The sequence below is a fragment of the Micromonospora sp. DT63 genome (genome assembly GCF_049841615.1).
GTDB lineage: Bacteria > Actinomycetota > Actinomycetes > Mycobacteriales > Micromonosporaceae > Micromonospora.
Genome location: NZ_JBNCKQ010000014.1, coordinates 1 through 25,710 on the forward strand (window position 1 = coordinate 1; position 25,710 = coordinate 25,710).

General features: G+C 71.5%; 22 protein-coding genes. 6 read left to right on the forward strand and 16 right to left on the reverse strand.

Features of this window, described 5'->3' with window-relative positions; genetic code table 11:
- Positions 1–533: 533 nt before the first annotated feature.
- The 13 genes from araA to ACLQ27_RS31245 all read right to left on the reverse strand — a co-directional run bounded on the left by araA (position 534) and on the right by ACLQ27_RS31245 (position 15,584).
- Positions 534–2,036 (reverse strand): L-arabinose isomerase, encoded by a 1,503-nt coding sequence (gene araA, locus ACLQ27_RS31185; RefSeq protein WP_234582846.1) that lies wholly within the window; start codon positions 2,034–2,036, stop codon positions 534–536.
- A 26-nt stretch (positions 2,037–2,062) separates the two neighbouring features.
- A complete protein-coding gene (gene yjfF, locus ACLQ27_RS31190; protein WP_234582847.1) occupies positions 2,063–3,055 on the reverse strand; it encodes a galactofuranose ABC transporter, permease protein YjfF in 993 nt (330 codons plus the stop codon).
- Positions 3,052–4,122, reverse strand: a complete 1,071-nt coding sequence (locus tag ACLQ27_RS31195) for an ABC transporter permease (RefSeq protein ID WP_234582848.1) — start codon at positions 4,120–4,122, stop codon at positions 3,052–3,054. Before ACLQ27_RS31195 ends, yjfF begins: the two co-directional genes overlap by 4 nt.
- Positions 4,119–5,660: a sugar ABC transporter ATP-binding protein gene (locus ACLQ27_RS31200; protein ID WP_357495262.1), complete on the reverse strand. Its 1,542-nt coding sequence runs from the start codon at positions 5,658–5,660 to the stop codon at positions 4,119–4,121. Before ACLQ27_RS31200 ends, ACLQ27_RS31195 begins: the two co-directional genes overlap by 4 nt.
- 191 nt (positions 5,661–5,851) lie before the next feature.
- Positions 5,852–6,844 carry an ABC transporter substrate-binding protein gene (locus ACLQ27_RS31205; RefSeq protein ID WP_234582850.1) on the reverse strand — a complete coding sequence of 331 codons (993 nt, stop codon included), beginning with the start codon at positions 6,842–6,844 and terminating at the stop codon, positions 5,852–5,854.
- Positions 6,845–6,972: 128 nt separating this feature from the next.
- The gene (locus ACLQ27_RS31210; protein ID WP_234582851.1) at positions 6,973–7,665 is read right to left on the reverse strand and encodes an L-ribulose-5-phosphate 4-epimerase; all 693 of its coding nucleotides are present in this window, start codon (positions 7,663–7,665) and stop codon (positions 6,973–6,975) included.
- Positions 7,662–9,344: a ribulokinase gene (gene araB, locus ACLQ27_RS31215; RefSeq protein ID WP_357495265.1), complete on the reverse strand. Its 1,683-nt coding sequence runs from the start codon at positions 9,342–9,344 to the stop codon at positions 7,662–7,664. The genes ACLQ27_RS31210 and araB overlap by 4 nt, the downstream gene beginning before the upstream one ends.
- Before the next feature lie 680 nt (positions 9,345–10,024).
- On the reverse strand, positions 10,025–10,813 hold the full coding sequence (locus ACLQ27_RS31220; protein WP_234582854.1) for an ABC transporter permease: 789 nt from the start codon (positions 10,811–10,813) through the stop codon (positions 10,025–10,027).
- The gene (locus tag ACLQ27_RS31225; RefSeq protein WP_357574483.1) at positions 10,810–11,787 is read right to left on the reverse strand and encodes an ATP-binding cassette domain-containing protein; all 978 of its coding nucleotides are present in this window, start codon (positions 11,785–11,787) and stop codon (positions 10,810–10,812) included. Before ACLQ27_RS31225 ends, ACLQ27_RS31220 begins: the two co-directional genes overlap by 4 nt.
- 33 nt (positions 11,788–11,820) lie before the next feature.
- Positions 11,821–12,663, reverse strand: coding sequence for a DUF4097 family beta strand repeat-containing protein (locus tag ACLQ27_RS31230; RefSeq protein WP_234582857.1), 843 nt, complete (start codon positions 12,661–12,663; stop codon positions 11,821–11,823).
- Positions 12,664–12,722: 59 nt separating this feature from the next.
- A complete protein-coding gene (locus ACLQ27_RS31235; RefSeq protein ID WP_234582859.1) occupies positions 12,723–13,250 on the reverse strand; it encodes a hypothetical protein in 528 nt (175 codons plus the stop codon).
- Between the two features lie 66 nt (positions 13,251–13,316).
- On the reverse strand, positions 13,317–14,528 hold the full coding sequence (locus ACLQ27_RS31240; protein WP_357495270.1) for an FUSC family protein: 1,212 nt from the start codon (positions 14,526–14,528) through the stop codon (positions 13,317–13,319).
- An 87-nt stretch (positions 14,529–14,615) separates the two neighbouring features.
- Positions 14,616–15,584 carry an SDR family NAD(P)-dependent oxidoreductase gene (locus ACLQ27_RS31245; RefSeq protein WP_357495272.1) on the reverse strand — a complete coding sequence of 323 codons (969 nt, stop codon included), beginning with the start codon at positions 15,582–15,584 and terminating at the stop codon, positions 14,616–14,618.
- 82 nt (positions 15,585–15,666) lie between these two features.
- Here ACLQ27_RS31245 and ACLQ27_RS31250 point away from each other — a divergent pair, with 82 nt between their 5' ends.
- Positions 15,667–16,593, forward strand: a complete 927-nt coding sequence (locus tag ACLQ27_RS31250) for an AraC family transcriptional regulator (RefSeq protein WP_357495274.1) — start codon at positions 15,667–15,669, stop codon at positions 16,591–16,593.
- 177 nt (positions 16,594–16,770) lie between these two features.
- Positions 16,771–18,966 carry a hypothetical protein gene (locus tag ACLQ27_RS31255; protein ID WP_357574484.1) on the forward strand — a complete coding sequence of 732 codons (2,196 nt, stop codon included), beginning with the start codon at positions 16,771–16,773 and terminating at the stop codon, positions 18,964–18,966.
- 32 nt (positions 18,967–18,998) lie between these two features.
- On the opposite strand, the gene ACLQ27_RS31260 is transcribed toward ACLQ27_RS31255, so the two are convergent.
- On the reverse strand, positions 18,999–19,748 hold the full coding sequence (locus ACLQ27_RS31260; protein ID WP_425870116.1) for an SDR family oxidoreductase: 750 nt from the start codon (positions 19,746–19,748) through the stop codon (positions 18,999–19,001).
- A gap of 133 nt (positions 19,749–19,881) precedes the next feature.
- Here ACLQ27_RS31260 and ACLQ27_RS31265 point away from each other — a divergent pair, with 133 nt between their 5' ends.
- Together ACLQ27_RS31265 and ACLQ27_RS31270 are read left to right on the forward strand one after the other, a co-directional pair.
- Complete coding sequence (locus ACLQ27_RS31265; RefSeq protein ID WP_425870118.1) at positions 19,882–20,517, forward strand: class I SAM-dependent methyltransferase; 636 nt, start codon at positions 19,882–19,884, stop codon at positions 20,515–20,517.
- Between the two features lie 205 nt (positions 20,518–20,722).
- Positions 20,723–21,952, forward strand: coding sequence for an ice-binding family protein (locus tag ACLQ27_RS31270; protein WP_357574486.1), 1,230 nt, complete (start codon positions 20,723–20,725; stop codon positions 21,950–21,952).
- Positions 21,953–22,106: 154 nt separating this feature from the next.
- Here the strand turns inward: ACLQ27_RS31270 and ACLQ27_RS31275 are convergent, their stop codons facing one another.
- Complete coding sequence (locus ACLQ27_RS31275) at positions 22,107–22,637, reverse strand: adenylate kinase (protein WP_357495284.1); 531 nt, start codon at positions 22,635–22,637, stop codon at positions 22,107–22,109.
- 237 nt (positions 22,638–22,874) lie between these two features.
- Here ACLQ27_RS31275 and ACLQ27_RS31280 point away from each other — a divergent pair, with 237 nt between their 5' ends.
- Positions 22,875–24,062, forward strand: a complete 1,188-nt coding sequence (locus ACLQ27_RS31280) for an RNA ligase RtcB family protein (RefSeq protein ID WP_425870120.1) — start codon at positions 22,875–22,877, stop codon at positions 24,060–24,062.
- Positions 24,059–24,667: a peptide chain release factor H gene (gene prfH, locus ACLQ27_RS31285; protein WP_234582868.1), complete on the forward strand. Its 609-nt coding sequence runs from the start codon at positions 24,059–24,061 to the stop codon at positions 24,665–24,667. The genes ACLQ27_RS31280 and prfH overlap by 4 nt, the downstream gene beginning before the upstream one ends.
- A 9-nt stretch (positions 24,668–24,676) precedes the next feature.
- Here prfH and ACLQ27_RS31290 read toward each other — a convergent pair whose 3' ends face one another.
- The gene (locus tag ACLQ27_RS31290; protein ID WP_234582869.1) at positions 24,677–25,570 is read right to left on the reverse strand and encodes an alpha/beta fold hydrolase; all 894 of its coding nucleotides are present in this window, start codon (positions 25,568–25,570) and stop codon (positions 24,677–24,679) included.
- Positions 25,571–25,710: the final 140 nt, after the last annotated feature.

A 25,710-nucleotide genomic window follows, 5' to 3' on the forward strand; every position in this document is an offset into this window, starting at 1 on the left:
ACGTCCACAGCCTTGCCGCTGTTGCGGTTCACCAACACGTACCACGCGCTGGTGTCGACAGTCGCCGCTGACGCGGGCGCGGCGGCCACCGCCGCGGCTGCGCCACCGACCACAAGTGTCATCGCAGCGACGGCGAGTCTCGACAGCCACCCGCGCCGACCTGGCGCACCCCGGGGAACCCGACCGATGGAAAGCATGATCCTCCTCTGCTGACGCGAACCGTGCGGTCTGGGTCGGCGTCCGCGGCACCGGGCGGGGCACCGAGCTGACCACGCCCGGCCATGTGATCGCTAACACCGATCGTCCGACCGTCGCGGCGACGAGGTGCCGAAACCGCGGGGTAGGACGCGCGCGCGGCCGGACCAGCCAACGACATCGACCATCTTGGCTATAGACTGTGAGCGATAACATGCTGTTAGTCAAGCCGTAACACAGCCGCCTCGTGCCCGCCGGTGCACACGCGAACGGGTGGCCCACCCCCGCCCGCAGGCAGGAATGGACCACCCGTTGTCAGGGCGCTCCGAGGGCGCGGATCAGAAGCCGCGGGCCAGCCGGTAGTAGGCCTGGTTCCAGCGGATCTCGTCGGCGAAGCGGCGCGGCTCGGTGTCGGCGTCGATGACGACGAGCTCGGTCCGGCTCATCTCGGCCAGGTCGTGCAGCTCCTCGGTGCCCACCGCCTGCGACAGCACGGTGTGGTGGGGGGCGCCGGCGGTGATCCACGCCTCGGCCGAGACCGGCAGGTCCGGTCGCGGCCGCCAGACGGCGCGGGCGACCGGCAGCCGGCGCAGCGGCTGCGGCGGCGTCACGACGTCGATCTCGTTGGCCACGAGCCGGAACCGCTCCCCCATGTCGGCCAGCCCCAGCACCACCGCCGGGCCGGGCGCGGCGTCGAACACGAGCCGCACCGGGTCCTCCCGCCCGCCGATGCTCAGCGGGTGGATCTCCACGTCGGGCACGTCGGACGCGATGGTGGGGCAGACCTCGAGCATGTGGGCGCCCAGCACCAGCTCCCGACCCGGAGTCAGGTCGTAGGTGTAGTCCTCCATGAAGGACGTGCCGCCCTCGACCCCCACCGACATCGCCTTGAGGGTGTGCAGCAGGACTGACGTCTTCCAGTCGCCCTCGCCGCCGAAGCCGTAGCCGTCGGCCATCAGCCGCTGCACGGCGATGCCGGGCAGCTGACGCAGACCACCGAGGTCCTCGAAGTTCGTGGTGAACGCCCGGAACCCGCCGGCGTCCAGGAACGCGCGCATGCCGAGTTCCAGACGGGCCGCGTAGCGCAGCGAGTCGTGCCGCTCACCCCCGGGAAGCAGCTCGGCGCCGACGCGGTAGCTGTCGCCGTACTCCTTGACCAGCTCGTCGACGTCGGCGTCGGCGACCTCACCGACCACCTGGACCAGGTCGTTGACGCCGTAGGTGTTGACCGACACCCCGAAGCGCAGCTCCGCCTCGACCTTGTCGCCCTCGGTCACCGCGACGTCGCGCATGTTGTCGCCGAAGCGGGCCAGCCGCAGCGACCGCATCGCCGACCAGCCGAGCGCCGCGCGGGCCCAGGCCCCGACCCGGCTGGTCACCCGCGGGTCGCTCACGTGCCCGGCGACGGTCTTGCGGGCCACCCCGAGCCGGGTCTGGATGTACCCGAACTCACGGTCGCCGTGGGCGGCCTGGTTCAGGTTCATGAAGTCCATGTCGATGTCGTCCCACGGCAGCAGGACGTTCGCCTGGGTGTGCAGGTGCAGCAGCGGCGTCTGCAGGGCGTCCAGACCGGAGATCCACATCTTCGCCGGTGAGAACGTGTGCATCCACGCGATGACCCCGATGGCCCCCTGGGCGGCGGCGTCCCGGCAGACCCGCAGGATCTCACCGCTGTTGGTCAGGACGGGCTTCCAGACCACCCGGGCGGGAATCTGCGGCGAGTCGTCGAGCGCGGCCGCGATCTGGCGAGACTGCTCGGCGACCTGCCGGAGCGTCTCCTCGCCGTACATGCCTTGGCTGCCGGTGAGGAACCAGATCTCGGGTTGGGTTTGTGGTGCCATGGGGTTGCCTTCCACGAGAGGAACTGTCACTTGTAACGGATTCCGATGAGGCGCTGCAGGAGGATGAACGCGAAGAGCAGACCGCCGATCACGATCTTGGTCCACCAGGAGTTGAGACTCCCGTCGAACGTGATGAGGGTCTGGATCACACCCAGCACCAGCACGCCCAGCACCGTGCCGAAGACGTAACCCGAGCCACCGGTGAGCACGGTGCCTCCGATCACGACGGCGGCGATGACGTCCAACTCCATGCCGACGGCGATCAGCGGGGCGCCCGAGAGGGTGTAGAAGGACAGCAGGATGCCGCCGATCGCGGAGCACAGGCCGCTGATCGTGTAGACGGCGATCCGGGTCCGCCCCAACGGCAGGCCCATCAGCAGCGCCGACTGCGGGTTACCGCCGATCGCGTACACGTTGCGCCCCAACCGGGTGTAGGCCAGCACGTACGCGGCGACGAGCACCACGGCGAAGGCGATCAACACGCTGATCGAGACGAAGTTGCCCCGAGGATCCCCGATCCGCTCCTGCGACATCCTGGTCCAGAACCCGTCGGTGATCGGGATGGACGAGCCGGAGATGAACGTGCACATGCCGCGGGCGAAGAACATCCCGGCGAGCGTGACGATGAACGGCTGGATGTCGAAGAAGTGGATGGCGCACCCCATCAACAGGCCGAGCGTCGGGCCGATGAGCAGGGCGATGACGAGCACGAGCGCCGCGGGCAGGCCCTTTTGCAACAGGTCCGCCGACACCATCGCCGTCATGGCGACGACGGAGCCCACCGACAGGTCGATGCCACCGGTGAGGATCACGAAGGTCATCCCCACCGCGACGACGAGCAGGAAGCCGTTGTCGATGAAGACGTTGAAGATGACCTGCACGTTCGAGAACGCCGTGTACTGGGACACGCCGATGCCGTACATCACCAGGAGCAGGGCGAGCGTGGCCAGCACCGGCACCTGCCGCCGAGGCAGCCGGAACCGGGTACGGCGGGGGACGGTGAGCGATCCGGTGGTCATGCCGGCACCTGCTCCTTCGGCTTGTCGGCGACGGGGCGCGGCGGCGGGGCGCTTCTTCTGCGCCGGCTGAACTTGGCACGGAACGCCGGCGCCTGGATCAGGCAGACGGCGATGACGACCACCGCTTTGAACAGCAGCGACGTCTGCGGCGAGATGTTCATGGCGTACACCGTGGTGGTCAGGGTCTGGATGATCAGCGCCCCGAGGATCGTGCCGCTCAGGAAGAACCGGCCGCCGGCGAGGGACGTGCCACCGATGACGACCGCGAGGATGGCGTCCAACTCCACCCAGAGGCCGACGGCGTTGCCGTCGGCGCTGGAGACGTTTGCCGTCATCATGAAGCCGGCGATCGCCGCGCAGACGGCGCTGACGACGTACGCGAGGAAGATGACCCGGCCGGAGCGGATACCGGCGAGTCGGCTCGCCTCCGCGTTGCCGCCCACCGACTCGATGATCATGCCGAGTGCGGTACGGCGGGTGAACGCGGCGACGAGCAGCGCCGCGGCGAGGGCGATGAAGATGGCCAGCGGCAGGGTCAGCAGGTGACCCAGCCCGATCCCCCGGAACGGCCCCGAGTTGATGGTGATGATCTGCCCCTGGGTGATCAGCTGGGCAAGGCCCCGGCCGGCCACCATCAGGATCAGGGTGGCGATGATCGGTTGGATCCCGATCACGGCCACCAGCACCCCGTTCCAGACGCCGAGCACGAGCGCGACCCCCAACGCCATCGCGAGGGCGGTCAGCACCACTGTGAGACTGTTCTGGTCGGGCTGCTTGCTGATGTACATGCAGGCCATCGCGCCGCTGATCGCGCACACCGAGCCGACCGACAGGTCGATGCCGCCGGTCGAGATGACCAGGGTCATGCCCAGCGCGACGAGGATCAGCGGGGCGCTCAACCGCAGGATGTCGATCGGCGAGCCGTACAGGTGCCCGTCCTTGAGCTCGATGGACAGGAACCCGGGCCGGTAGATCGTGTTCGCGGCGAGCATGACGACCAGCACGGCGATGGGCCAGAACAGCCGGTGACCGATCATCGTCCGATAGCGGCCCATGGTGTCGTTCATCGGTCCACCTCCTCCCGGTGAGATCCACTCGCGATCGTCTGCATGATGCGCTCGGCGTCGAGGCCCTCGTCGTTGGCGAGCTGCGCGACCATCTGCCGGTCACGCATGACCGCCACCTTGTGGCTGAGGCGCAGCACCTCCTCCAGCTCGGCGGAGATGAACAGCACCGCCATTCCGCCGTCGGACAACTGCGTCACGAGCCGCTGGATCTCGGTCTTCGCGCCGATGTCGATGCCCCGGGTCGGCTCGTCCAGGATCAGCAGCCGTGGCTCGGTGATCAGCCACCGGGCCAGGAGCACCTTCTGCTGGTTGCCGCCGGAGAGGTTGCGGACCGGCACCTCCGGGTCCGCCGGACGGATGTTGAGGGCCTTGACGTACTTGTCGACCAGCTCGTCCTGCCGGCGGCGCGGGATGGGCCGCAGCCAGCCACGGGCGGCCTGCATGGCGAGGATGATGTTCTCGCGGACCGACAGCTCGGGAACGATGCCCTCGGCTCGGCGGTTCTCCGAACAGAAGCCGACGCCCTGGTCGATGGCCTGCGCGGGGGTACGCAGGCTGCTCGACGTGCCGTCGATCGCGACCTGCCCGCCGTCGGCCCGGTCGGCGCCGAAGAACAGCCGCGCCACCTCGGTACGCCCGGAGCCCAGCAGACCGGCCAGGCCCACCACCTCGCCGGCGTGGATGGTCAGGCTGAACGGCGCGACCGCGCCCGCCCGGCCGAGGTTCGACACCGCCACCAGCGGGGTGCCCTCCTCCAGCGCGGCCAGGTCCCGCCGGGAGTGCTCCTCGATGCCTTCGAGGACGTCGAGTTCCTTGCCGATCATCTTCTCGACGAGGCTGAGCTGGGGCAGCTCGGCGGTCGGGTACTCGCCGACGAGGCCGCCGTTGCGCAGCACGGTGATGCGGTCGGCGATCTCGTAGACCTGGTCGAGGAAGTGGGTCACGAACAGGATCGCGATGCCCTCGTCGCGCAGTTGCCGCATGATGCGGAACAGTTGCGCGACCTCACCCGCGTCGAGGCTGGACGTCGGCTCGTCCAGGATCAGCACCCGGGCCTGGATGTCGATCGCACGGGCGATCGCGACCATCTGCTGGATCGCGAGGGAGTACGAGCCCAGCGGCGCGCTGACGTCGAGGTCGAGGTCGAGGCGGGCCAGGAGCGCGCGGGCGCGTCGGCGGACCTCACCCCAGCGGACGGCGCCGAGAAGCCGCGGCTCGCGGCCGATGAAGATGTTCTCCGCCACCGAGAGGTTGGTGCAGAGATTGACCTCCTGGTAGACGGTGCTCACGCCGGCCGCCGTCGCCTGCATCGGGCCGGTGAAGGACACCGGCTCACCGTGGAGGGTGATCGCGCCCTCGTCGGTGTCGTAGACGCCGGTCAGCACCTTGATGAGGGTCGACTTGCCGGCGCCGTTCTCGCCCATCAGGGCGTGCACCTCGCCGGGGAAGAGCCGGAAGTTGACGTCGTGGAGTGCGCGCACCCCGGGAAAGGACTTGCTGATCCCGGTCATCGTCAGGACCGGACGGCTATCCGTCATCCCATCAGACCTCTTCTGGGGGTTGTCGACGCGGAAGGGCCGCTGCGCTCCCACCGCGCCCGCCCGGCCGCCCCTGCGGGAGGCTCGGGCGGGCGTGGCGCGGGTCATCGCGGGTCATGCCCGGTCCGTTCGGGTCGGTAAAGGTGACGCGGCGGGGCCGCCACGCGAGCGCGGCGACCCCCTCGCGTCGATCAGTACTTGCGGGTGGGCAGAGCCTCCTTGGCCTGCTCCTGCGTGAAGGTGGTCTCCTCGGTCTCGATCCGAGGCGGCACCGTCTCGCCCGCCTTGACCTTCTTGGCCAGGTCCATCAGCTGTGGGCCGAGCAGCGGGCTGCACTCCGCGATGAAGTTGAACTTCCCGTCGGCGAGGGCCTGCATGCCGTCCTTGACGGCGTCGACAGTGATGATGGTGATGTCCTTGCCGGGCACCTTGCCGGCCGCGGTGATGGCCTCGAGCGCGCCCAGACCCATGTCGTCGTTGTGCGCGAACAGCACGTCGATCTTCGGGTTGGCCTTGAGGAACTGCTCCATGACCTGCTTGCCGCCCGCCCGGGTGAAGTCACCCGGCTGGGAAGCGATGATCTTCAGGTTCGGGTTGGCGGCGATCGCCTCGCCGAAGCCCTTCTTGCGGTCGTTGGCCGGAGCGGCACCGGTGTTGCCCTGCAGCTCGACGATGTTCACCGGGCCGGTCGCGCCCTTCTTCTGCTCGACCAGCCACTCACCGGCGAGCCGGCCCTCCTTGACGAAGTCCGAGCCGAGGAACGTCTTGTACAGGCTCTTGTCGGCCGAGTCGACCGAGCGGTCGGTCAGGATGACCGGAATGCCGGCGTCCTTGGCCTCCTTGAGCACGGTGTCCCACCCGGACTCCACAACCGGCGAGAAGGCGATGACGTCGACCTTCTGCTGGATGTAGTTGCGGATCGCCTTGATCTGGTTTTCCTGCTTCTGCTGCGCGTCGTCGAACTTCAGCTCGATGCCGGCCGCGGCGGCGGACTCCTTGATCGAGGTGGTGTTCGCGGTACGCCACCCGCTCTCCGCACCGACCTGGGAGAAGCCCATCGTGATCTTGCCGTCGTCCTTGGACCCGCCGCCGCCGGTGTCGCTGTTGCCGCAGGCCGCCACGCCGCCGACGAGCAGCACGCTGGCGAGGACCGCGATAGCGCGCTGCGTTCGCATCTTTCTCATCAGTTCTCCTTGGCTGGGTGTGGTGGGACCGCGTGAGCCGCCGAGGAGCAGAGGGTGGCGTACGCGGGTGGTGCGTGCTGGTGCGTCGGTGGAGCAGACCGGCGGGCCCGGGTGGCCGATGGAGACGGTCAGGGACCTGCCGGTGCGACTGGTTGTTGGCCGTAGACGTTCTGGTAGCGGTGGTAGAGAGCGTCGATGTCGGCCTGCGCGATCGGCACCGGCTGCCCGAGGGTCCGCGCCAGGTACGCGGTGCGGGCCACGTCCTCGCACATGACCGCGGCCTTGACCGCGGCGCGGGCGTCCCGCCCGATGGAGAAGACGCCGTGGTTGCGCATCAGCACCGCGGGAGAGCGGTGCCCGGCGAGGGTGGCGACGATGCCCTTGCCGATGTCGTCGCCACCGATCAGCGCGAACGGGCCCAGCGGGATCTCCCCGCCGAACTCGTCGGCCTGCGCCGTGAGGTGGCAGGGGATCGCCTCGCCGCAGGCGGCCCAGGCGCTGGCGTACGAGCTGTGCGTGTGCACGACCCCGCCGACCTCGGGCATGGCGCGGTAGACGTAGGCGTGGGCGGCCGTGTCGCTGGACGGGGCGAGGTCCCCCTCGACGAGGACACCGTCGAGGTCGCAGACCACCATGGTGTCGGCCGTGAGGTCGTCGTAGCCCACCCCGCTCGGCTTGATCACCATGAGGTCCTGGCCGGGAACCCGTGCCGAGACGTTGCCGGACGTCCAGGCGACCAGGTTGTAGCGCGTCAGCTCGCTGTGCAGACGGGCGACGACCTCGCGCAGCTCGCCGATCTGCCGACTCACCTCTGCGTTCATGCGACGACCTCCAGCGGCGCCTCGTGCGTGGCCGCGACGGCCTCGACCGCCGCGTTGCGGATCGCCCGCAGGCGGAGCATGACGTCGTTGCCACCCCGGCCGAAGTGGTCGTGCAGGGCCCGGTACTCGGCGTACAGGGCGTCGTAGGCGCGCGCCCGGTCGGGATCCGGCGTGTAGACGGCCTCGTGCACGCGTCCCATCGCCTGCGACGCCTCGTGGATCGACGGGTACGCCCCGGCCGCGACGGCGGCGTGGATCGCCGACCCGAGCGCCGGCCCCTGCGCGGACGCGATGATGTTCAGCGGTCGCTTGGTCACGTCGGCGTAGATCTGCATCAGGAGCTTGTTGTTGGTGAGACCGCCGGCGATCACCAGGTCGTTCACCGGGACTCCGGCCTCGACGAACGCGTCGATGATCATTCGGGTGCCGTACGCGGTGGACTCCAGCAGCGCCCGGTAGATGTCCTGCGGCCGGGTGGCCAGGGTCATCCCGACGATCATCCCGCTGAGGTCGTGGTTGACCAGCAGCGAGCGGTTGCCGTTCCACCAGTCCAGCGCGACCAGGCCGTGTGCGCCGACCGGCTGGCTGGCGGCAAGCTCGGTGAGGCGTTCGTGCGAGTCGAGGCCGGCGGGGGCGCCGTGCTCGACGAACCAGCCGAAGATGTCGCCGACGCCGCTCTGCCCGGCCTCGTAGCCCCAGGCGCCGGGGCTGATGCCACCGTCCACGACACCGCACATGCCGGCCACCTCGGCGACCTCCGCGCCGTTGACGACGTGGCAGGTCGAGGTGCCCATGATGGCGACCAGCCGACCTGGCTCCACGGCCTGCGCGGACGCCGCGGTGACGTGCGCGTCGACGTTGCCGACGGCCACCGCGATCCCCTCCGGCAGACCGGTCCAGGCCGAGGCGCGGGCGGTGAGCGTGCCGGCGCGGGCGCCGAGCGGCAGCAGCGGGCCGTCGAGCTTGGCCACGAAGTCGCCGAAGTCGGGGTTGAGCGCGGTCAGGAAGCTCTCGGACGGGTACTGCCCGTCCTGCAGGATGCCCTTGTAACCAGCGGTGCAGACGTTACGGGTCTCGGTGCCGCTGAGCTGCCAGACGATCCAGTCGGCGGCCTCGATGAACCGCTCGGCCCGGTGGTAGATCTCCGGATCCTCCTCCAGGATCTGCAGACCCTTGGCGTACTGCCACTCGGCGGAGATCTTGCCGCCGTACCTGCCGATCCACGGCTCGGCCCGCTCGTGGGCCAGCGCGTTGATCCGGTCGGCGTGCGGCTGCGCCGCGTGGTGCTTCCACAGCTTGACCCAGGAGTGCGGCCGGTCGCGCAGCTCGGGAACCTCGCAGAGCGGGGTGCCGTGGGCGTCGGTCGGCAGCACGGTGCAGGCGGTGAAGTCGATGCCGATACCCACCACCGCTGCGGGGTCCACCCCTGCGGCGGACACCGCCGCCGGGACGGCGTAGCGCAGCACGTCGCGGTAGTCGTCCGGGTTCTGCAGCGCCCAGTCCGGGGGCAGTTGTCGACCTCCGGGCAGCGTCTCGCTGATGACCGCGTCGCCGTACTCGTGCACCGCGGTCCCCAACTCGGCACCGTCAGAAACCCGGACCACGAGGGCCCGCCCGGAGAGAGTGCCGAAATCGACACCCACGACGTAGCTTTCGGCAGCTCCGTCCACACGCTCCATGTTCACCTCCACCGTTAACGGGGATAGTGTTAACGCTCACATCCAGCGCCGTCAAGACATCTAGCTGCAACAGCTCCGTAACGGAACGCGGAGGCCGCGCCCAGTCGGGCGGGTAGCTACCGGATTGGTGCAAAGGCCGCGATTGCGTCTCCAGGCCGGTTGGCGCAGCCCTGCAAGAGCGACGTCTGGACGACAGCCGGCCGAAACCTCCTCGCCCGCACCGCGACCCGACGCCGCATCGGCCGACAGTCGGCCCGGCGCCTCCCCCACCCGCCAGGACGACAGCGACGCCCCTTACCACCGCGCCCCGGCGGGACGCTCCGATCGCGACGGTGGCGGGACCATCGGCGATGTCAGCGATAACATCGCGGCGGCCGCCGCCCTCGCATGATCAGATCTATGATCCGCGCCGCAGCCGCCGCCGAGCCCCTGAGCGCGCGATCCGGTCGCCGACGTGCACCTCCCGCGCCCGGCCCCGGACTCGTGTTATCGATAACATTCGACGTTTCGCGACCGCCGCCCGCACGATCTCGACCCAGCTCCGGAGTCGGCGATGTCGCGGTATCCGGTCGGCCGGACACCGCGACATCGTCGAACCGAGGTCGATCATGCGCCCCGGTCCGGCCCCGCAGGGCCGGACCGGGGCGGGTCGGGCGGATCGGGCGCGCGGGCCCGTCGGGTCAGGCGGTCCGGCCGCGGTTGTAGAGCGCCTTGGCCCAGAGGAAGGAGGCCACCGTGATGACTGCGCACCAGGCGACCGCGAGGATCCCGTTGCTGCCGATTCCGCTGCCGAGCAGGAGGCCCCGAAGCGTCTCCATGACCGGCGTGAAGGGTTGGTAGTCGGCGAAGAGGCGCACCGCCGTCGGCATCGAGTCGGTGGGGACGAACCCGCTGCCGAGGAACGGCAGGAGCATCAGCGGCATGGGCACGTTGCTGGCCGCCTCGACGCTCTTCGTCGCCAGTCCGAGGGCGACCGTCAGCCAGGTGACCGCGAAAGTGATCATGGTGAGGACGCCGATCGCGGCGAGCCACTCGACGGCACCGGCGGTGGGACGGAACCCGACGAGCAACGCGACACCGGTGACGGCCGCGAGGCTGAGCATCGTCTGGAGCACGCTGCCCACGACGTGGCCGGTGAGGACCGACGGTCGGAAGATCGCCATCGTACGGAAGCGGGCGATGATGCCCTCGGCCATGTCCATGGCGACGGAGATGGCGGTGCCCTGCGCCGCGCTGGCCACCGTGATGAGCAGGATGCCCGGGGTGACGTAGTTGGCGTAGTCGGCGCGGCCGCCCAAGGGCCCGAGGCCGGCGCCGAGCGTGCCGCCGAAGACGTAGACGAAGAGCAGCAGGAGGATGACGGGTAGACCGATGAGCATGAGGGTCAGCGACGGGTAGCGCCGCATGTGCAGGAGGTTGCGCCGCAGCATGGTGTTCGAGTCGCGCAGGGCGAGGTTGAGGGTGCTCATCGCGCGGAAGCCCTTTCGTGGCCGGACCGCCCGGCCCGGGTGTCGGGTCGGCCGGTGAGGGCGAGGAAGACGTCGTCGAGGTCGGGGGTGTGCACGGAGAGGCCGGCCACGGTGATCGCGTCGCGGTCGAGGTGGTCGAGGACCGACCGCAACGAGCCGACCCCGCCGTCGCTCGGCACCTGGAGGGTGAGCGCGGCGTCGTCCCGGGTGCCCGTCGCGAACGTACGGGCCGCCGAGTCGAGCCCTTCCTGGTCGGCGAAGGACAACACGACGTGACCGCCCGGGATGAGCCGCTTGAGTTCGTGCGGGGTGCCCTCGGCGATCAGCCGGCCGTGGTCGAGGAACGCGACGCGGTCGGCGAGCTGATCGGCCTCCTCCAGGTACTGGGTCGTCAACAGGATGGTGACGCCCTCGGCGGCGAGGGCCCGGATGATGTGCCACATGGCGCGGCGGCTGCGCGGGTCGAGGCCGGTCGTCGGCTCGTCGAGGAAGATGACGCGGGGGTCGCCGACCAGGGTCATCGCGAGGTCGAGCCGACGCCGCATACCACCGGAGTACGTCGAGGCCGGCTTGTCGGCCACCTCGGCCAGATCGAACCGCGCGAGCAGGTCGGCGATCCGCCGGCGCCCCTCTGCCCGGTCCAGGTGGCACAGGTCGGCCATCAGGTTCAGGTTCTCCCGACCGGTGAGCAGGTTGTCCACTGCGGAAAACTGGCCGGTCACGCCGATCAGCTCACGGACCGCGTCGGGCTCCCGGGTCACGTCGTGGCCGAGGACGCGGGCGTGGCCGCCGTCCGCCCGCAGCAGGGTGGAGAGGATCTGCACGGTGGTGGTCTTGCCGGCGCCGTTCGGGCCGAGCAGCGCGTAGATCGTTCCCTCGGTGATCATCAGGTCGATGCCGTCGAGCACGACCTTGTCACCGTAGGACTTCCGGAGTTCGGTGGTGACGATCGCGGGTTTCCTGCTGCTGGTCATGGTCTCCTCATTTGTGGTGGGGGTCGCGGAGGATCAGGCACGGCGGATCGTGATGTCGCCGTAGGAGGTGTTCGCGCGGATCTCGACCGTCTCGTCGGTCTCGGCCGGGCTGTCGGTCGACTCGAGCGCGTTGTGCACGCGCCCGTGCCGGGAGCTGACGTCGAGCCAGGCGGCGGTGCCCCTCCGGACACCGACCTCGATCGCGCCGTACGAGGTGTGGGACTCGATCGACCCGCGGACGACCTCGCCGAGCCGGACGTTGCCGTACGCGGTGCGTGCCGTCACCGAGGCCGTCGACGCGTCCACGGCGATGTCGCCGTACGCGGTGTTGACGCGGACGTCACCGCCGCTGCGGCCGATCCAGCAGTCGCCGGAGGAGTTCTTGATCTCCGCGGTGCCGTCGACCGCGCCGAGGCGCACCTTTCCGGAGGAGGCCTTCACCCGGGCGGAACCGGTGACCCGCTCCACCGCGACCTCGCCGTGGCTGCTGTCGATCTCCAGCGGCCCGGTCTCCTCGAGTCGGATGCCGCTGCCGGTCTTGATGCGGCACTCGCCGAGCCGCCCCTCCCCGCGAAACGCGGCCCACGCCGACTCGGCATGCAGCCGTGACCCGCTCGGCACCTCGATGAGGACGTCGACCGAGGGCCCGGAGCCGAAGCCGTACCGGCGCCAGCTCTTCGGCACCCTGATCCGCAGGAGCCCGGCGGCGTACTCGACGGTGGTCTGCTCCGCGGCGCTCACGTCGGCCTTGCTCGACGGGTCGCGGGGGCGCACCTGCACCACCGTGTCGGTGCGGTCGGTCGCGGCGATCCAGGCGTCCCCGACGGGCAGCTCGACCTGGACGGAAATCGGTTCTGGTGTCTCGAAAACAGGCATGGTGGTCTCCCGAGAGGTGCGTGGCGAAGGCGAGCGGAAGCAGAGAGGGGGCGCGGCGGTCAGCGCGCCCAGCCGGTGACGTGCTGGCCGGGCCGGGGTGGTTCCAACCGGCGCGGTGGCTGGCGATCCGTGCCGCCGGCCGCGACGGCGGCGGCGACGGCGCGCACCAGCCAGGCGTTGACGGACAGCCCGGCCCGGCTGGCGGCCCCGTCGACGCTGGCCTTGAGATGGTCGGGGAGGCGGAGGTTGATCCGGGACGTGCCGCCCTCGTCGCCCTCGGGCGGGAGCAGCGGCGCCGGCGCCGGGGACGGTTCGCTGACGGCATCCGCGCTGTCCGCCGGCGGGCTCGCTGGCGTCACCACGAAATTGGGCTCCCGCCCCCGCAGCCGGACGTGCACCGACCCGGGGGCGAGATCGCGGGTGATCTCGTCGGCCGCGTCGGACAGCGCCTCGAGCAGCGTGAGGTGGGTCGCCGCCTCCAGTTGAGTGAAGAGCCGCTCGGCCAGCATCCGACCCTCCGGGTCGACGCCCTCGGCGGCCACAGCGAACTCGTTGCGCAGGTTCTCGACGTACGGCCTCAGGTCCATGGCACCATCATGGCACCACTTTGGCTCAGGATGCAACAGCGATGGCTCAGATTGCTGCCACGAGGGTCATCGTCGATCGCCGGCGAGACGCTCCGACCCCCCGAACGCACGCCGGACCAGCCGGTTCGCGACCTCCTGCGTCAGCCCGGTGGCGACCAGCAGGTCGCTGACGGTCGTCCGGACCTGCGCCACCACGACGGCACCGGAGAAACCAACGCCCTCCCGGTAGGCGTCACCGGCGACGCAGACCGCCCACAGGGCCCGCTCCCGCGCCTGGGTGGGTTCCTCACCGGCGGCGAACTGCCGCTTGAGCACGCGTACCGCCTCGGCGAGGTCGGCGACGGCCTCCGGCAGCGCTCCCGGGATCGGCTCGCCGTCGTCGATCACGGTCACCGCGCGGCGGATCAGCGTGCCGGCGTTGCGCATCGCCCGGTCGATCGGTTCGGCCGCCTGGGCGTACCGGCCCACCGGCCCGTGCCGCTCATGCCAGTGCGCCGGCGACAGGGTGCTGGCCTCCCGGGCACCCTGGGTCGCCTCGATGAGCGCCCGCAGCTCGTCCTTGTTCTCCCGCAGCTTCGTGCGGGCGGCCAGCGCACGGGCGATGTCGCGGTCGGCCAGCGCGCCGGCGGTGGCGTCGAGCTGGGCACTGAGCAGGTCCAACGCCGGGCGCGCGGCACGGTTGAGCACCCGCAGCGGGCTCAACGGCAAAAGAACGGCGGTGACCAGCAGCGCCACCGCTCCCCCGACGAGAGCGTCCACGAAGCGGGGAATCTCCAGGTCCCGCACGGACGGGCTCAACGTGGCGATGAGCACCGCCGTCGCCCCGGCCTGGATCACCACCGCCGCGCTCCCGGCGAGGAACAACGCGACGAGGATCGCGAGCACGACGATCAGGGCGAGTTGCCACCACCCGGTGCCGGTGACCGTGAGCAGCAGGTCGCCGACCAGCACCCCCACGGTGACGCCGATGATCAATTCGACGGTGCGACGCAGCCGTTGCCCGACCGACGCGGCAAGGGTCGAGACCGCCGAGATCGGCGCGAACACCGGCTGCGAGACGTGCAGCACCTGATGCGCCACCACCCAGGACAGCGCCGCGGCCAGACCGGCCTGCAGAGCGAGGCCGCCGATGCCCCGAACCCGCCGCGAGCGCTCCCGCAGCGTGCCCCAGAGACGGGCGCGGAGCCGGGCGACGGTCGTCGCCGCAGCGGCGTCCGCTTGCGCGCCGGAACGCGCCGCGGCACCCCTGTCCGCGGCGGGCGGGCCGGCAGCGACCATGGCGGCGGCTACCCCGCCGCACCCCGATCAATCCTGGCCGTCGGGCGCGGTAACGCGCGAGCGCGCCGCGCCCGACGGCGGTCGCGCTCAGCGCGAGCAGAGCACCTTCTCGGCGTACGCCCAGAGCCGGTCCGCGGCGTCCGGGTCGACCGCGTGGTCCGCGACCCCTCCGGTGGCGTCCGGGCCACCGGGCACCACCTCCACCTCCTGGTTGTCGACGAAGTACCGGCCGCCGATGCCGTCCAGCAGGGGTGAGGCGGCGAGCAGGACTGTGGTCGCCGCTCCCTGGGCGGGCGTCTTGTAGTAGTCCGGCACGACGAGGTTGCCCGCCTCGTCCATCGCGCCGAGCGCGCGCATCATGTCGTCGTCCAGGTGACGTTGCAGGTTGGTGTGGATGTACCCGGGGTTGAGGGCGTTGGCCGTGATCCCGTCCTTGGCCCACCGGCGGGTGATGCCGACCGCGAGCAGGACGTCCGCGGTCTTCGACTGCCCGTACGCCGACCACGGGTCGTACGGGCGCCGCTCGAACTGGGGGTCCTCGACGTCGAACGGGGCGCCCAGGTGCGCACCGGAGCTGACCACCACGACCCGGGCCGCCCCTGCGGCACGCAGGTTGTCGTGCAGACCGACCGCGAGCGCGAAGTGACCCAGGTAGTTGGTCGCGAGCTGGAGTTCCCAACCCTGCGCGGAGAGCTGCCGGGTCGCGAGCGCCATGATTCCGGCGTTGGCTACCAGCGCGTCGAGCGGGCCCCGCCAGGCCGCGACGAAGGCGTCGACCGACGCCAGATCGGCGAGGTCGAGCGCTGCCGACCGGACGACGCCCCGGGTGGCGTCGGTGGCGAACTCCTCGACGAGCCCGGCGGCCCGCCGCGGGTCACGGACCGCGACGGTGACCTCGGCGCCGGCGCCGGCCAGGGCGCGAACCGTCTCGACACCGAGGCCGGATGCGCCGCCGGTGACGATCATCCGGCGCCCGGTGAGGTCCACGCCGTCGAGGATCTCGGCGGCGGTGGTACGGGCGGTGAACGACGTGGTGAGGCGTGGGTTCGCTGTCATGTCAGCCAGACTAGGAACCTGGCATTGGACTGCCTATAGTCTAGGATCCGCGATACTTTAGTGATCGTCCAGGACGGTGCTGATGGATCCCCTTGAGGACGTACTGGCGTTGCTCGGTGCGACAAGCCACGTCTCCGCCGGCCTCGTCGCCGGAGGGCGCTGGGCGGTCCGGTTCGACCCACCGGCCGGCGCCAAGTTCAACGCCGTCCGGCGCGGCCACTGCTTCCTGCTCGTCGACGGCCAGCCGGAGCCGATCGGCCTCGCCGAGGGCGACTGCTACCTGCTGACCCGGCCGGTGGCCTACACGCTCTTCAGTGACCCCGACGCACCGGTCCAGCCGGCGTACCCGATCTTCGCAGCCGCTGGCGACGGCGTGGCGCACGCGGGCGACGGCGACGACATGTTCCTCATCGGCGGCGCGTTCTCCCTGGGCGACCGGGGTCGAAGTCTCCTGCTGGACAGCCTTCCGCCGATCATCCACGTGCCCGCCGACACCCCCGCGGCGGCCACCATCAGGTGGGCGCTCGACGAGATCGACAGCGAGTTGCGGCAGCCTCGGCTCGGGTCGCGGCTCGTCGCCGAACACCTGGCGCTCGTCCTGCTGATCCAGGTCCTGCGGCTGCACCTGGCCCGCGATCCGCAGCACACGTCCGGCTGGCTGGCCGGGCTCGCCGACCCGGTGGTCGCCCCCGCGCTGCGGGCGATGCACGGGCGACCCGCGCAGTCGTGGACGGTGGACGAGATCGCCCGCGTCGCCGCCGTCTCCCGCTCCACGCTCGCCGCCCGCTTCCGGCAGGTCGTCGGCGTCGGCCCGTTGGAGTACCTCACGCGCTGGCGGATCGAACTCGCGGCGGACCGGATCCGCCGCGGCTCGGACACCGTCGCCGCCATCGCCCTGGCCGTCGGGTACGGCTCGGAGAGCGCCCTCAGCGTGGCCTTCAAGCGTGTCACCGGCGTCTCGCCACGGACCTACCGCAGGCAGATGGCCGGGAGCAGCCCGACCGGGTAGGCGACCCGACAGCGCCGCGAGCGGCCCACGCACCGCGGATGTCGCCGGTGCGATTGGGCGCGTCCGGGCGGGGTAGACCCCGGTCTGCCACGCGGGTGGTGGGGCCCGCCCGCGGCTGGATCGCCGGCACCGGGCGGCCGGACGCCTCGGGGGGCGATGGCGGATGGATCAGCGCGGGTGAGCGAGCCCGACACCTTCGGCGACATCGTGGAACTGCGTGTGCACGGCGTCTCCGGCGCGAGCACCGAGCAGGTTCTCGGCCTGGAGCGGACGGTGCAGGTCGCCGGCGACCGCATGGGCGGCTTCGTCCGCGTCCGCCCCCACTGGTCGACGCCCGAGGCGCGAGGGGTGACGCTGGAGGCGTATCGCTGGGGCGACCTGCCCTCCGGGACGGTGGCCCGCTCCCTGGCGCTGGTGCTCCTGCTGCCGTTCCTGCTGGTCAACGTGGCGATCTGGATGCGCCCGGCGAACCCCCGCTCGGAGGCGATGGTCAAGTCCCTGTGCCGGGTGCTGGCGCTGACGCTCACCGCGTTGTACGTGCTCGCCATCGCCGGCGTCGCCCTCGACCTCGTCGCGTGGCACTGCCTGAACTCGCCCCGCTGCCTGGCCGGTCGCAGCTGGTTGTCCTGGTCCAGCGGCCAGCCCGTCGGGCGACGCCTGGCGGTGTTCGCGCTGGTGCCGGCCGTCGCGATCGCAGTGGTCTGGCGTCTCAGCAACCGTCCCGGGCGGTCGTTCGAGGCGTTTCGCGGGCCCGACGAGGAGTTCTCCGGGCATCGGCTCAGCACGGTCGGCACGTGGGCGTCCGAACCGCTGGTCGGACGGCTCCGGTCCATTCACGTCGCCGCCGCGTTCGGGACGCTGAGCCTGGTCCTGCTCGCCGCCCGCGCCGCACAAGGCGCGTCGATCGCCACCGTCGCGTTGGCGGTGACCACCGGCGTGCTCCTGGCGGCCTGCGTGGTGCTGCTCTGCACGCCACAGGTGATCGACAGGTCCCCCACCGACCGGCGGCTCGACGCGATCACCACCACCCTCCGGACGACCGCGATCATCCTGACCGTCGTGGTCGTGGCCCATGCGCTGACCAGCCCCGCCGCCTGGAGCGAGGTGGATGCCCTGCCCGGCTACGACGCCACCCTGATCTGGCTGTTCTCCGCCCAGACGGCACTGCTGGCCGCGCTCGGTGTCGTCCTGCTCTGGCGGCGCCGGGGCAGCCCCCTGTTCGGCCTGGGAGCGCTGGTCATCGCGGCCACGGCGATCAGCGCGGCGGTGGCGTACTCCGCCGAGCTCGTCTACCGGGTGGCGGACTACCTCGACCGCGACCTGCCGACCGGGGAGGGCATCGCGACCGGCCCACCTCGGGCGTACACCTGGGCGACCTTCGGTTTTCTCCGCACCGTGGTGGTCACGGCGCTCGTCGCCGGCCTGGTCGTCCTGGTCTCCCGCCCCGGCCGCCGCCGCGCGGCGGCGGCGATCGTCGCGCGCGACTACCCGGACGCGCCGGCGGAGGCCGGGCCGCGGCTGCGCCAGGTCCGCGACGCGCTCGCCCGAGCCAGACTCACCGAACGCCTGGTGCTGCTGGCCGTGGTCTTCGGGTGTCTCGCCGGGATCGGCTCCGCCACCACGACCCTCGATCTGCTGGGGCTGTTTCCGGGCGACGTCGTCGAGCGGTACGCGCGGTTGCCGTCCGACGCGATCACCTTCGGCATCGCGTTCGCCAGCTGGGCGAAGGCGGCGGCCATCGTCGGGCTGATCCTCGGCGGAGTCTTCGCCTACCGCACCGCGGGGTTCCGGCGGCACGTCGGCGTCATCTGGGACCTCGGGACCTTCTGGCCCCGGGCCGCCCACCCGTTCGCGCCGCCCTGCTATGCCGAGCGGGCCGTGCCGGAGCTGACCCGACGCATCACCTACCTGGTCGAGCGCGGCAACGCCGTGCTGCTCGCCGGGCACAGCCACGGCTCGGTCCTGCTCGCCGCGGCAGTCCTCCAGTTGCCGCCCGGGATCGGCAACCGGATCGCGCTGCTCACGTACGGGTCACCGCTGCGCCGGCTGTACGCGCGGCTCTTTCCCGCGTACATCGACGACGCGGTGCTGCGCGAGATCGGCAACCGGGTCGGCTGGCGGTGGGTGAACCTGTGGCGCGACACCGACCCGATCGGCGGGCGCGTCTTCCCCGACCGGGGGTTCCCGGCGTCCGAGGGTGACCCGGCCGCCGCGGTGGACCGGCGGGAGCGCGATCCCAGCGACGTGGTGACCCCGCCGGGCGACAGCGTTCCGCCACCGATCAAGGGGCACTGGCCGTCCGAGGCCGACGAGCGGTACGTCGAGGCGGTACGGGAGTTGGCGCAGCGCCTGCGGCACGCGCCGCGCGAGTGACACGAGCCGTCACCGCGCCACCAGAGGGCTGGTTATCGCGCCGCCTGGGCACGCCAGTCGTCCAGGCGTGTCCCGGGAATGCGGGCGCCGTCGGCGGGGACGAGTGAGCGCTCGCTGAGCGTCGCGCCGAAGTACCGGGCTGCGGGGTCGCTCACCACGGTGCGGGAGTCGTGGCGGGCGGCGAGGACCGACCGGCCCAGCTCGTCGAGGCGGAACTGCTCGGGGCCGGCGATCTCGACAGTGCCGTTCAGCGGTGCGCCGACCGCGACAGCGGTCACCTCCGTCGCGACGTCGTCCGCTGCCATCGGCTGGATGAGCACCGGCGCCAGCCGTACCGTGTCACCGTCCGTGGCGGCGTCGACGATGCCCTGGACGAACTCGAAGAACTGGGTCGCGTGGATCACCGAGTACGGCAGCCCGGACGCGGCGACCAGCTTCTCCTGTGCGACCTTCGCCCGCATGTACCCACCCTCGGGGAGCCGGTCGGAGCCCACGATGGAGAGCACGACGTAGTGCCGCACCCCGGCCGTCGCGGCGGCGGCGAGGAGGTTGCGCGTCGAGGTCTCGAAGAACTCCCGCACGGCGGTGTCCTCGAACGACGGGGAGTTCGACACGTCGACGACGACGTCGGCGCCGTCGAGCGCCCCGGCCACCCCCTCGCCGGTCAGCGTGTTCACGCCGGTCTTCGGTGACGCGGCCACCGCCTCGTGGCCCTGCCCAGCGAGGTTCCGGACGACCTTGGAGCCGATCAGGCCACTCCCGCCGATGACGACGATCTTCATGATCGGACCACTTCCCGTCTGGGGCGACGTGCGGAATCGCAGGACGGAATCAGCCTACGGAGCGCGCCTCACCGGCGCTGTTGACATCGCCGCGCATGATTGTGGTCGCTGCCCGCGGATCCCGGAGGTAGACGTGGCCGCTGTGTCCCACCCGGTGTTCGCCCGGGTCTACGAGCGGCTCAGCGTCGCCATGGACCGCGCCGGCACCGCCGAGTTCCGCCGCGACCTGGTGGCCGGCCTGACCGGCCGGGTGCTCGAGGTCGGCGCCGGCAACGGCCGCATGTTCACCCACTACCCCCCGACCGTGACCGAGGTCGTCGCGGTCGAGCCGGAACGCCGCCTGCGTGCCGCCGCCGTCCGGGCCGCCCCGGCCGCGCCCGTGCCGATCACGGTCGTGGACGGCGTGGCCGAGGCGTTGCCCGCCGCCGACGGCGAATTCGACGCGGTGGTTGTCGCGTTGGTGCTGTGCACCGTTCCCGACCAGGCCGCCGCGCTCGCCGAGATCCACCGCGTGCTGCGCCCCGCCGGGCAGCTGCGCTTCTTCGAGCACGTCGCCGCCGAGGAGTCCGGTCGCCTCCGTCGGGCCCAGCGATTCTCCGACGCCACGCTCTGGCCGAAACTGTTCGCCGGCTGCCACACCGGTCGCGACACCACGGCCGCCATCGAGGCGGCCGGGTTCACCATCGAGGAACTGGTTCGCTTCCGGTTCCCGGCCGGCAGTTCCGGCCCTTCCTCGCCGTGCGTTCTGGGCGGGGCGATCCGGCCGTAAGCCGGGCTGCACGGCGGGTCGAGGACCGCCTGACCTGATGTGAAGTCGACCTCCCGTTACCCCACCTTTCTTCCTTATTGCCCCATTTGGTGGGCAAACATCCCGATCGCATGATGTGGTGGTCAGCGCACTCGGCCTGTTCCAGCCGGCCGGATCGAGCAGGACGCGCGACGCCTCCTGCGAGTTTTCTGCACGGAGGTTGATCTTGACAGCACAACCCATTCGTCGGTGGCGATGGGCGGTCCTGCCGGCCCTCGGGGCTTCCGCGGCCGTCGCCGTCGCCGCCAGCCTGCTTCTCTTCAGCTCGACCGCCGCCAACGCGGCGGATGCGCCGGTGGGGTTGGGTACGGCCGGAAACTTCTCCGTCCTGGCGGGAGCCGAACCGACAAACACCGGCCCGAGCTTCCTCGCCCAGAGCCTCGGCAGGTTCCCCGGCAACACCGCATCGGGCTTCGGGACCGCGACAATCGGTGGCGAGGTCCACCTTGGCGACGCGGTGGCGCTGCAGGCCCAGAGCGACCTGACCATCGCCTACAACGACGCCGCCGGCCGGACGCCGTTCACCAACCTGCCCGCGGAACTCGGCGGCAACACTCTCAATCCGGGCGTCTATCGGATCGGGGCCGCGCAGCTGACCGGGGCGCTGACCCTCAATGGTCAGGCCGATCCGGCGGCCGTGTTCATCTTCCAGGTCGACTCGTCTCTGACGACGGCGTCGAACAGCAGCGTCGTCCTCATCAACGGAGCGTCGGCCTGCAACGTGTTCTGGCAGATCGGCAGCTCGGCGACGATCGGCACGGGCACGACCTTCGTGGGCACCATCATGGCCCAGGCGTCGATCACGATGGCCACAGGCGCGACGCTGCAGGGCCGCGCGTTGGCGCGGACCGCCGCCGTCACCCTCGACACCAACACCATCACCGCTCCGGTCTGCGCCGGGCCGACCGGACCTCCGGGGCCGACCGGACCTCCCGGACCGACCGGCCCCGCCGGGCCCACCGGCCCGGCCGGTCCCTCCGGCCCACCCGGCAGTCCCGGAGCCCCCGGCAGTCCGGGAGCACCCGGCAGTCCGGGAGCACCTGGCAGCCCCGGCGCACCTGGCAGCCCCGGCGCACCGGGCAGCCCCGGAGCCCCCGGCGCACCCGGCAGCCCCGGGGCACCTGGAGCACCCGGCAGTCCCGGAGCCCCTGGAGCACCTGGTGCACCCGGTAGTCCCGGAGCACCTGGCAGCCCCGGAGCACCTGGAGCACCCGGCAGCCCTGGAGCACCCGGCGCACCTGGCAGCCCCGGCGCACCGGGCAGCCCTGGCGAAAACATCCTGCCGGTCACCGGCAGCGGCGTGGTGCCTGCCCTGACGGGCGTCGGAGGCGTCCTGGTCAGCCTGGGCGTGCTGGCGTTCTTCCTCGCCAGCCGCCGACGACTGCACGAATCCTGATCGACGGGCCCGGCCGGTGTGACCTGCCGGCCGGGCCTCGATCGGCGTCGGTAGCTCCGCGCCAGGGCGCCCGGCCGCCACGTCCGGCGCCCTCGTCGACCCGGAGCCGTGGTCCGTCCAGCCGGCCCGCCTGGGGCTTCACACCGACCGGCGCTCATCGAGGTGGCAGGGAAGCCAGCCAGTCGTCCAGGGCCGCCGGGCTCGCGAACAGCAGCACCGGCGGCCCGGTCGGATCGGCCTGCCAGGCCCGCATCCGCCGCCGCGCCCGGCCGAACGCGCCGACGTGCCAGAGCAGGATCGAGTCGCGGGACAGCACACTGCCGAGAGATTCGCGGTTCCCGTTGCAGATCACCTCGCCCGTGCCCAGGCGGCGCAGCGTACGGCGCAGCAACCGCCCGAACGAGCGCCACCGGGGATAGTCCAGGGCCACCACCAGGTCGGCGCGCGCCAGCGGCACGTCCCGCCATCCGTGGTACGCCCCGTCGAGGATCCAGCTGTCCCGACGGCAGATCTCCTCGATCCGGCTGCGCTGCTGGGCGACGGGCACCTCGACCCACCCCGGCAGCCACAGCAGGTCGTCCACCGGATACCACGGCACCCCGAGACGCTGCGCCAACCGGGCGGCGAGAGTGGACTTGCCCGCGCCGTACACCCCGTAGATCAGGATGCGACGCGGTGCGGTCATCGCGGCAGCGTACGCGGCGGTGTCCAGCGGGCTTCACCAGATGCTGGCGAGACGGGCCGGCCCGTCTGGCCAGCAGGGCCCGCCGATAATCGCTTGCCGCAGTCGGCGGGGCGCCGCCAGAGTGGTGCCCATGACGTACTGACGGACACCACCCGAGCACCGCGCCGAGGCCGCTTTGCGCCGCCCGGTGCCGTACCGCCGTCCGTCCCCTTGCGATTCAGCGAGAAGTGAGCGTCGTTGTCTGAGCACCACTCCCCTCGGGAGTCTTCGTCCCCGTCCGCCCCGGCCACCGTCACCGTGTTCGCGTCGCCCGCGAGTTGGATCGAGTCCGCCGCGCTCGACCAGTGCCGGCAGGTGGCCGCCCTCGACGGCATGGTCCACGTCGCGGGCATGCCGGACCTGCACCCGGGCAAGGGCGCCCCCATCGGCGCGGCCATGGCGTCGACAGTCCTGTACCCGTTCCTGGTGGGCTCGGACATCGGTTGCGGCATCGCGGTGTTCCCCATTCGACTCCGACGCGTCGTACCCGAGCGACTGGCCGCCCGGTTCCCCGACCTCGACCACGCGCTGGACCCCGACCGGGACGCCGACGACCCGGCCTGGGCCGTCGTCGGGGGCGAGGTTCCCGCCGGTCACCGGGACGGTCTCGGCACGGTCGATCGCGGTAACCACTTCGTCGAGCTGGCTCGCGTCGACACCGTCTTCGCACCCGAGCACGCGCACCGTCTCGGGCTGGCCACCGGTGACCTCGTCCTCGTCGTGCACAGCGGCTCGCGGGGCCTGGGTGAGCGGATCCTGCGCACGCACACCGAGACGCACGGGGCCGGCCCCGCACCCGACCCGGCCGCGTACCTGGCCCGACACGACGAGGCGGTGCGCTGGGGCTCGCTCAACCGGCGGCTGCTGGCCGCCCGGGTGGCGTACGCCCTGGGCGCCGAGCCGACCGAGCCAGTCGTCGACCAGTGCCACAACCTGGTCGAGGTGCGCGACGGCGTCTACCTGCACCGCAAGGGAGCGGCGCCCGGTGACGGCCGCGACGTGCTCGTCGCCGGTACGCGTGGCACCGCGTCGTACCTGGTGGCCGCCCACGCCGGGGCGGACGCCAACCACTCGGTGGCGCACGGCGCGGGTCGGAAGATGTCCCGCGCCGACGCGCTGCGCCGGGGCCGGGCCAAGCACACGGTCGAGGAGCTACGGCGTACCCCGGTGGGTTCGCTTGTGGTGTGTGGCGACCGCCAGTTGCTCTTCGAGGAGGCGCCCACGGCGTACAAGCGGATCGAGCAGGTGATCGGCGATCTCGTCGAGCGCCGGCTCGCCACCCCGGTGGCCACCACGATTCCCCTGGTCACCTACAAGACGCCGGATGTCGGGGCCGGGCCGAGGTCGGACCGGCGCGACAAGCGTCGCGGGCGGGGTCGGTCGTGAGCGCGCACCTGCTGCTGTCCGCCGGCCGTGGGCCGCGGGAGTGCGCGTGGGCGCTGGCCCATTTGTTGCGCCGCCTGGAGGGTGAGGCCACCCGGCGGGGCGTGACGGTCCAGCGGGTCGACGCCGTGTCCGGTGACCGGCCCGGCACCTACCGGTCGGTGCTGATCCGGCTGTCCGGCGCCGACGTCGAGGCGTTCGCCGCCTCCTGGACGGGGACGCTGTGCTGGCAGGCGCCCAGCCCCTACCGGAGCGGCGCGGGTCGCAAGAACTGGTACGTGACAGCCCAACCGCCGCCGAGCGACGCGCCGACGACGACGTTCACCGAGGCCGACGTCGACATCGTCGGGTGCCGCACCGGCGGTCCCGGCGGCCAGCACCGGAACAAGGCCAGCACCGCGGTACGCGCCACCCACCGACCCTCGGGCCTGGTCGTGGTGGTGGACGACGAACGGCAGTTCAGTCTGAACCGGCGCATCGCCCTCGACCTGCTGCGCCAGCGCGTCGAGCGCGGCGACGAGGCGGCCCGCCGCGCGGTCACGACCGCACGTTGGCGCATCCACGACGACCTCGTGCGGGGCGACCCGACCCGCGTCGAACGCCCGTAGGCCGGCGGATCAGACCTCCAGGACCGCGTCGGCGAAGGCCCGGGGCGCCTCCTGGGGCAGGTTGTGCCCGATCCCGCCGCCGACGGTCCGGTGCTCGTACCGGCCGGTGAACTGCTTGCCGTAGACACCCGGGTCCAGATGGGGAGCGCCGTTGGCGTCACCCTCCAGCGTGATGCTGGGCACCGTGATCTTCGGCTTGCCGGCCAGGCGCTTCTCGACCTCGTCGTACTGCGGTTCGCCGTCGGCCAGCGCCAGCCGCCACCGGTAGTTGTGGATCACGACGTCGACGTGGTCGGGGTTGTCGAACGCGGCGGCGCTGCGCTCGAAGGTCGCGTCGTCGAACGTCCACCTTGGCGATGCCGTCTGCCAGATCAGCCGGGCGAAGTCGCGGCGGTTGCGGTCGTACCCCTGCCGGCCGCGCTCGGTGGCGAAGTAGTACTGGTACCACCAGGAGAACTCGGCCCTGGGCGGCAGCGGCGTCCGGCCCGACTCCTGGCCGTCGATCAGGTAGCCGCTGACCGACACCAGACCGGAGCAGCGCTCCGGCCACAACGCGGCCACGACATCTGCCGTACGCGCGCCCCAGTCGAACCCGGCCAGCTTCGCGCTGTCGATGCCCAGGGCGTCCATGAGGGCGATGAGGTCGAGCCCCATCGCGGCCGGCTCGCCGTTGCGGACGGCGTCGTCGGATCGGAAGCGTGTGGTGCCGTAACCCCGCAGGTACGGCACGACGACCCGGTGGCCGGCGTCGGTGAGCAGCGGTACGACGTCGACGAAGCTGTGGATGTCGTACGGCCAGCCGTGCAGGAGGATCACCGGGGCCCCGTCGGCCGGGCCGGCGTCCACGTATCCGACGTTCAGGACCCCGGCGTCGACCTGTCGCACGTCATCGAACAGGGCCATGGAACCGGTCCCCTTCCTCGGCTGATTCCCGCTGTCGAAACGCGGCTCCGGACCAGCGGCCCAGCCCCGAAATCGTAGGAATCCGCGAGCCGACCGACAGCGAGTTGCGCAAGAACGGCAGGGCCGGCGCGCGGATCACT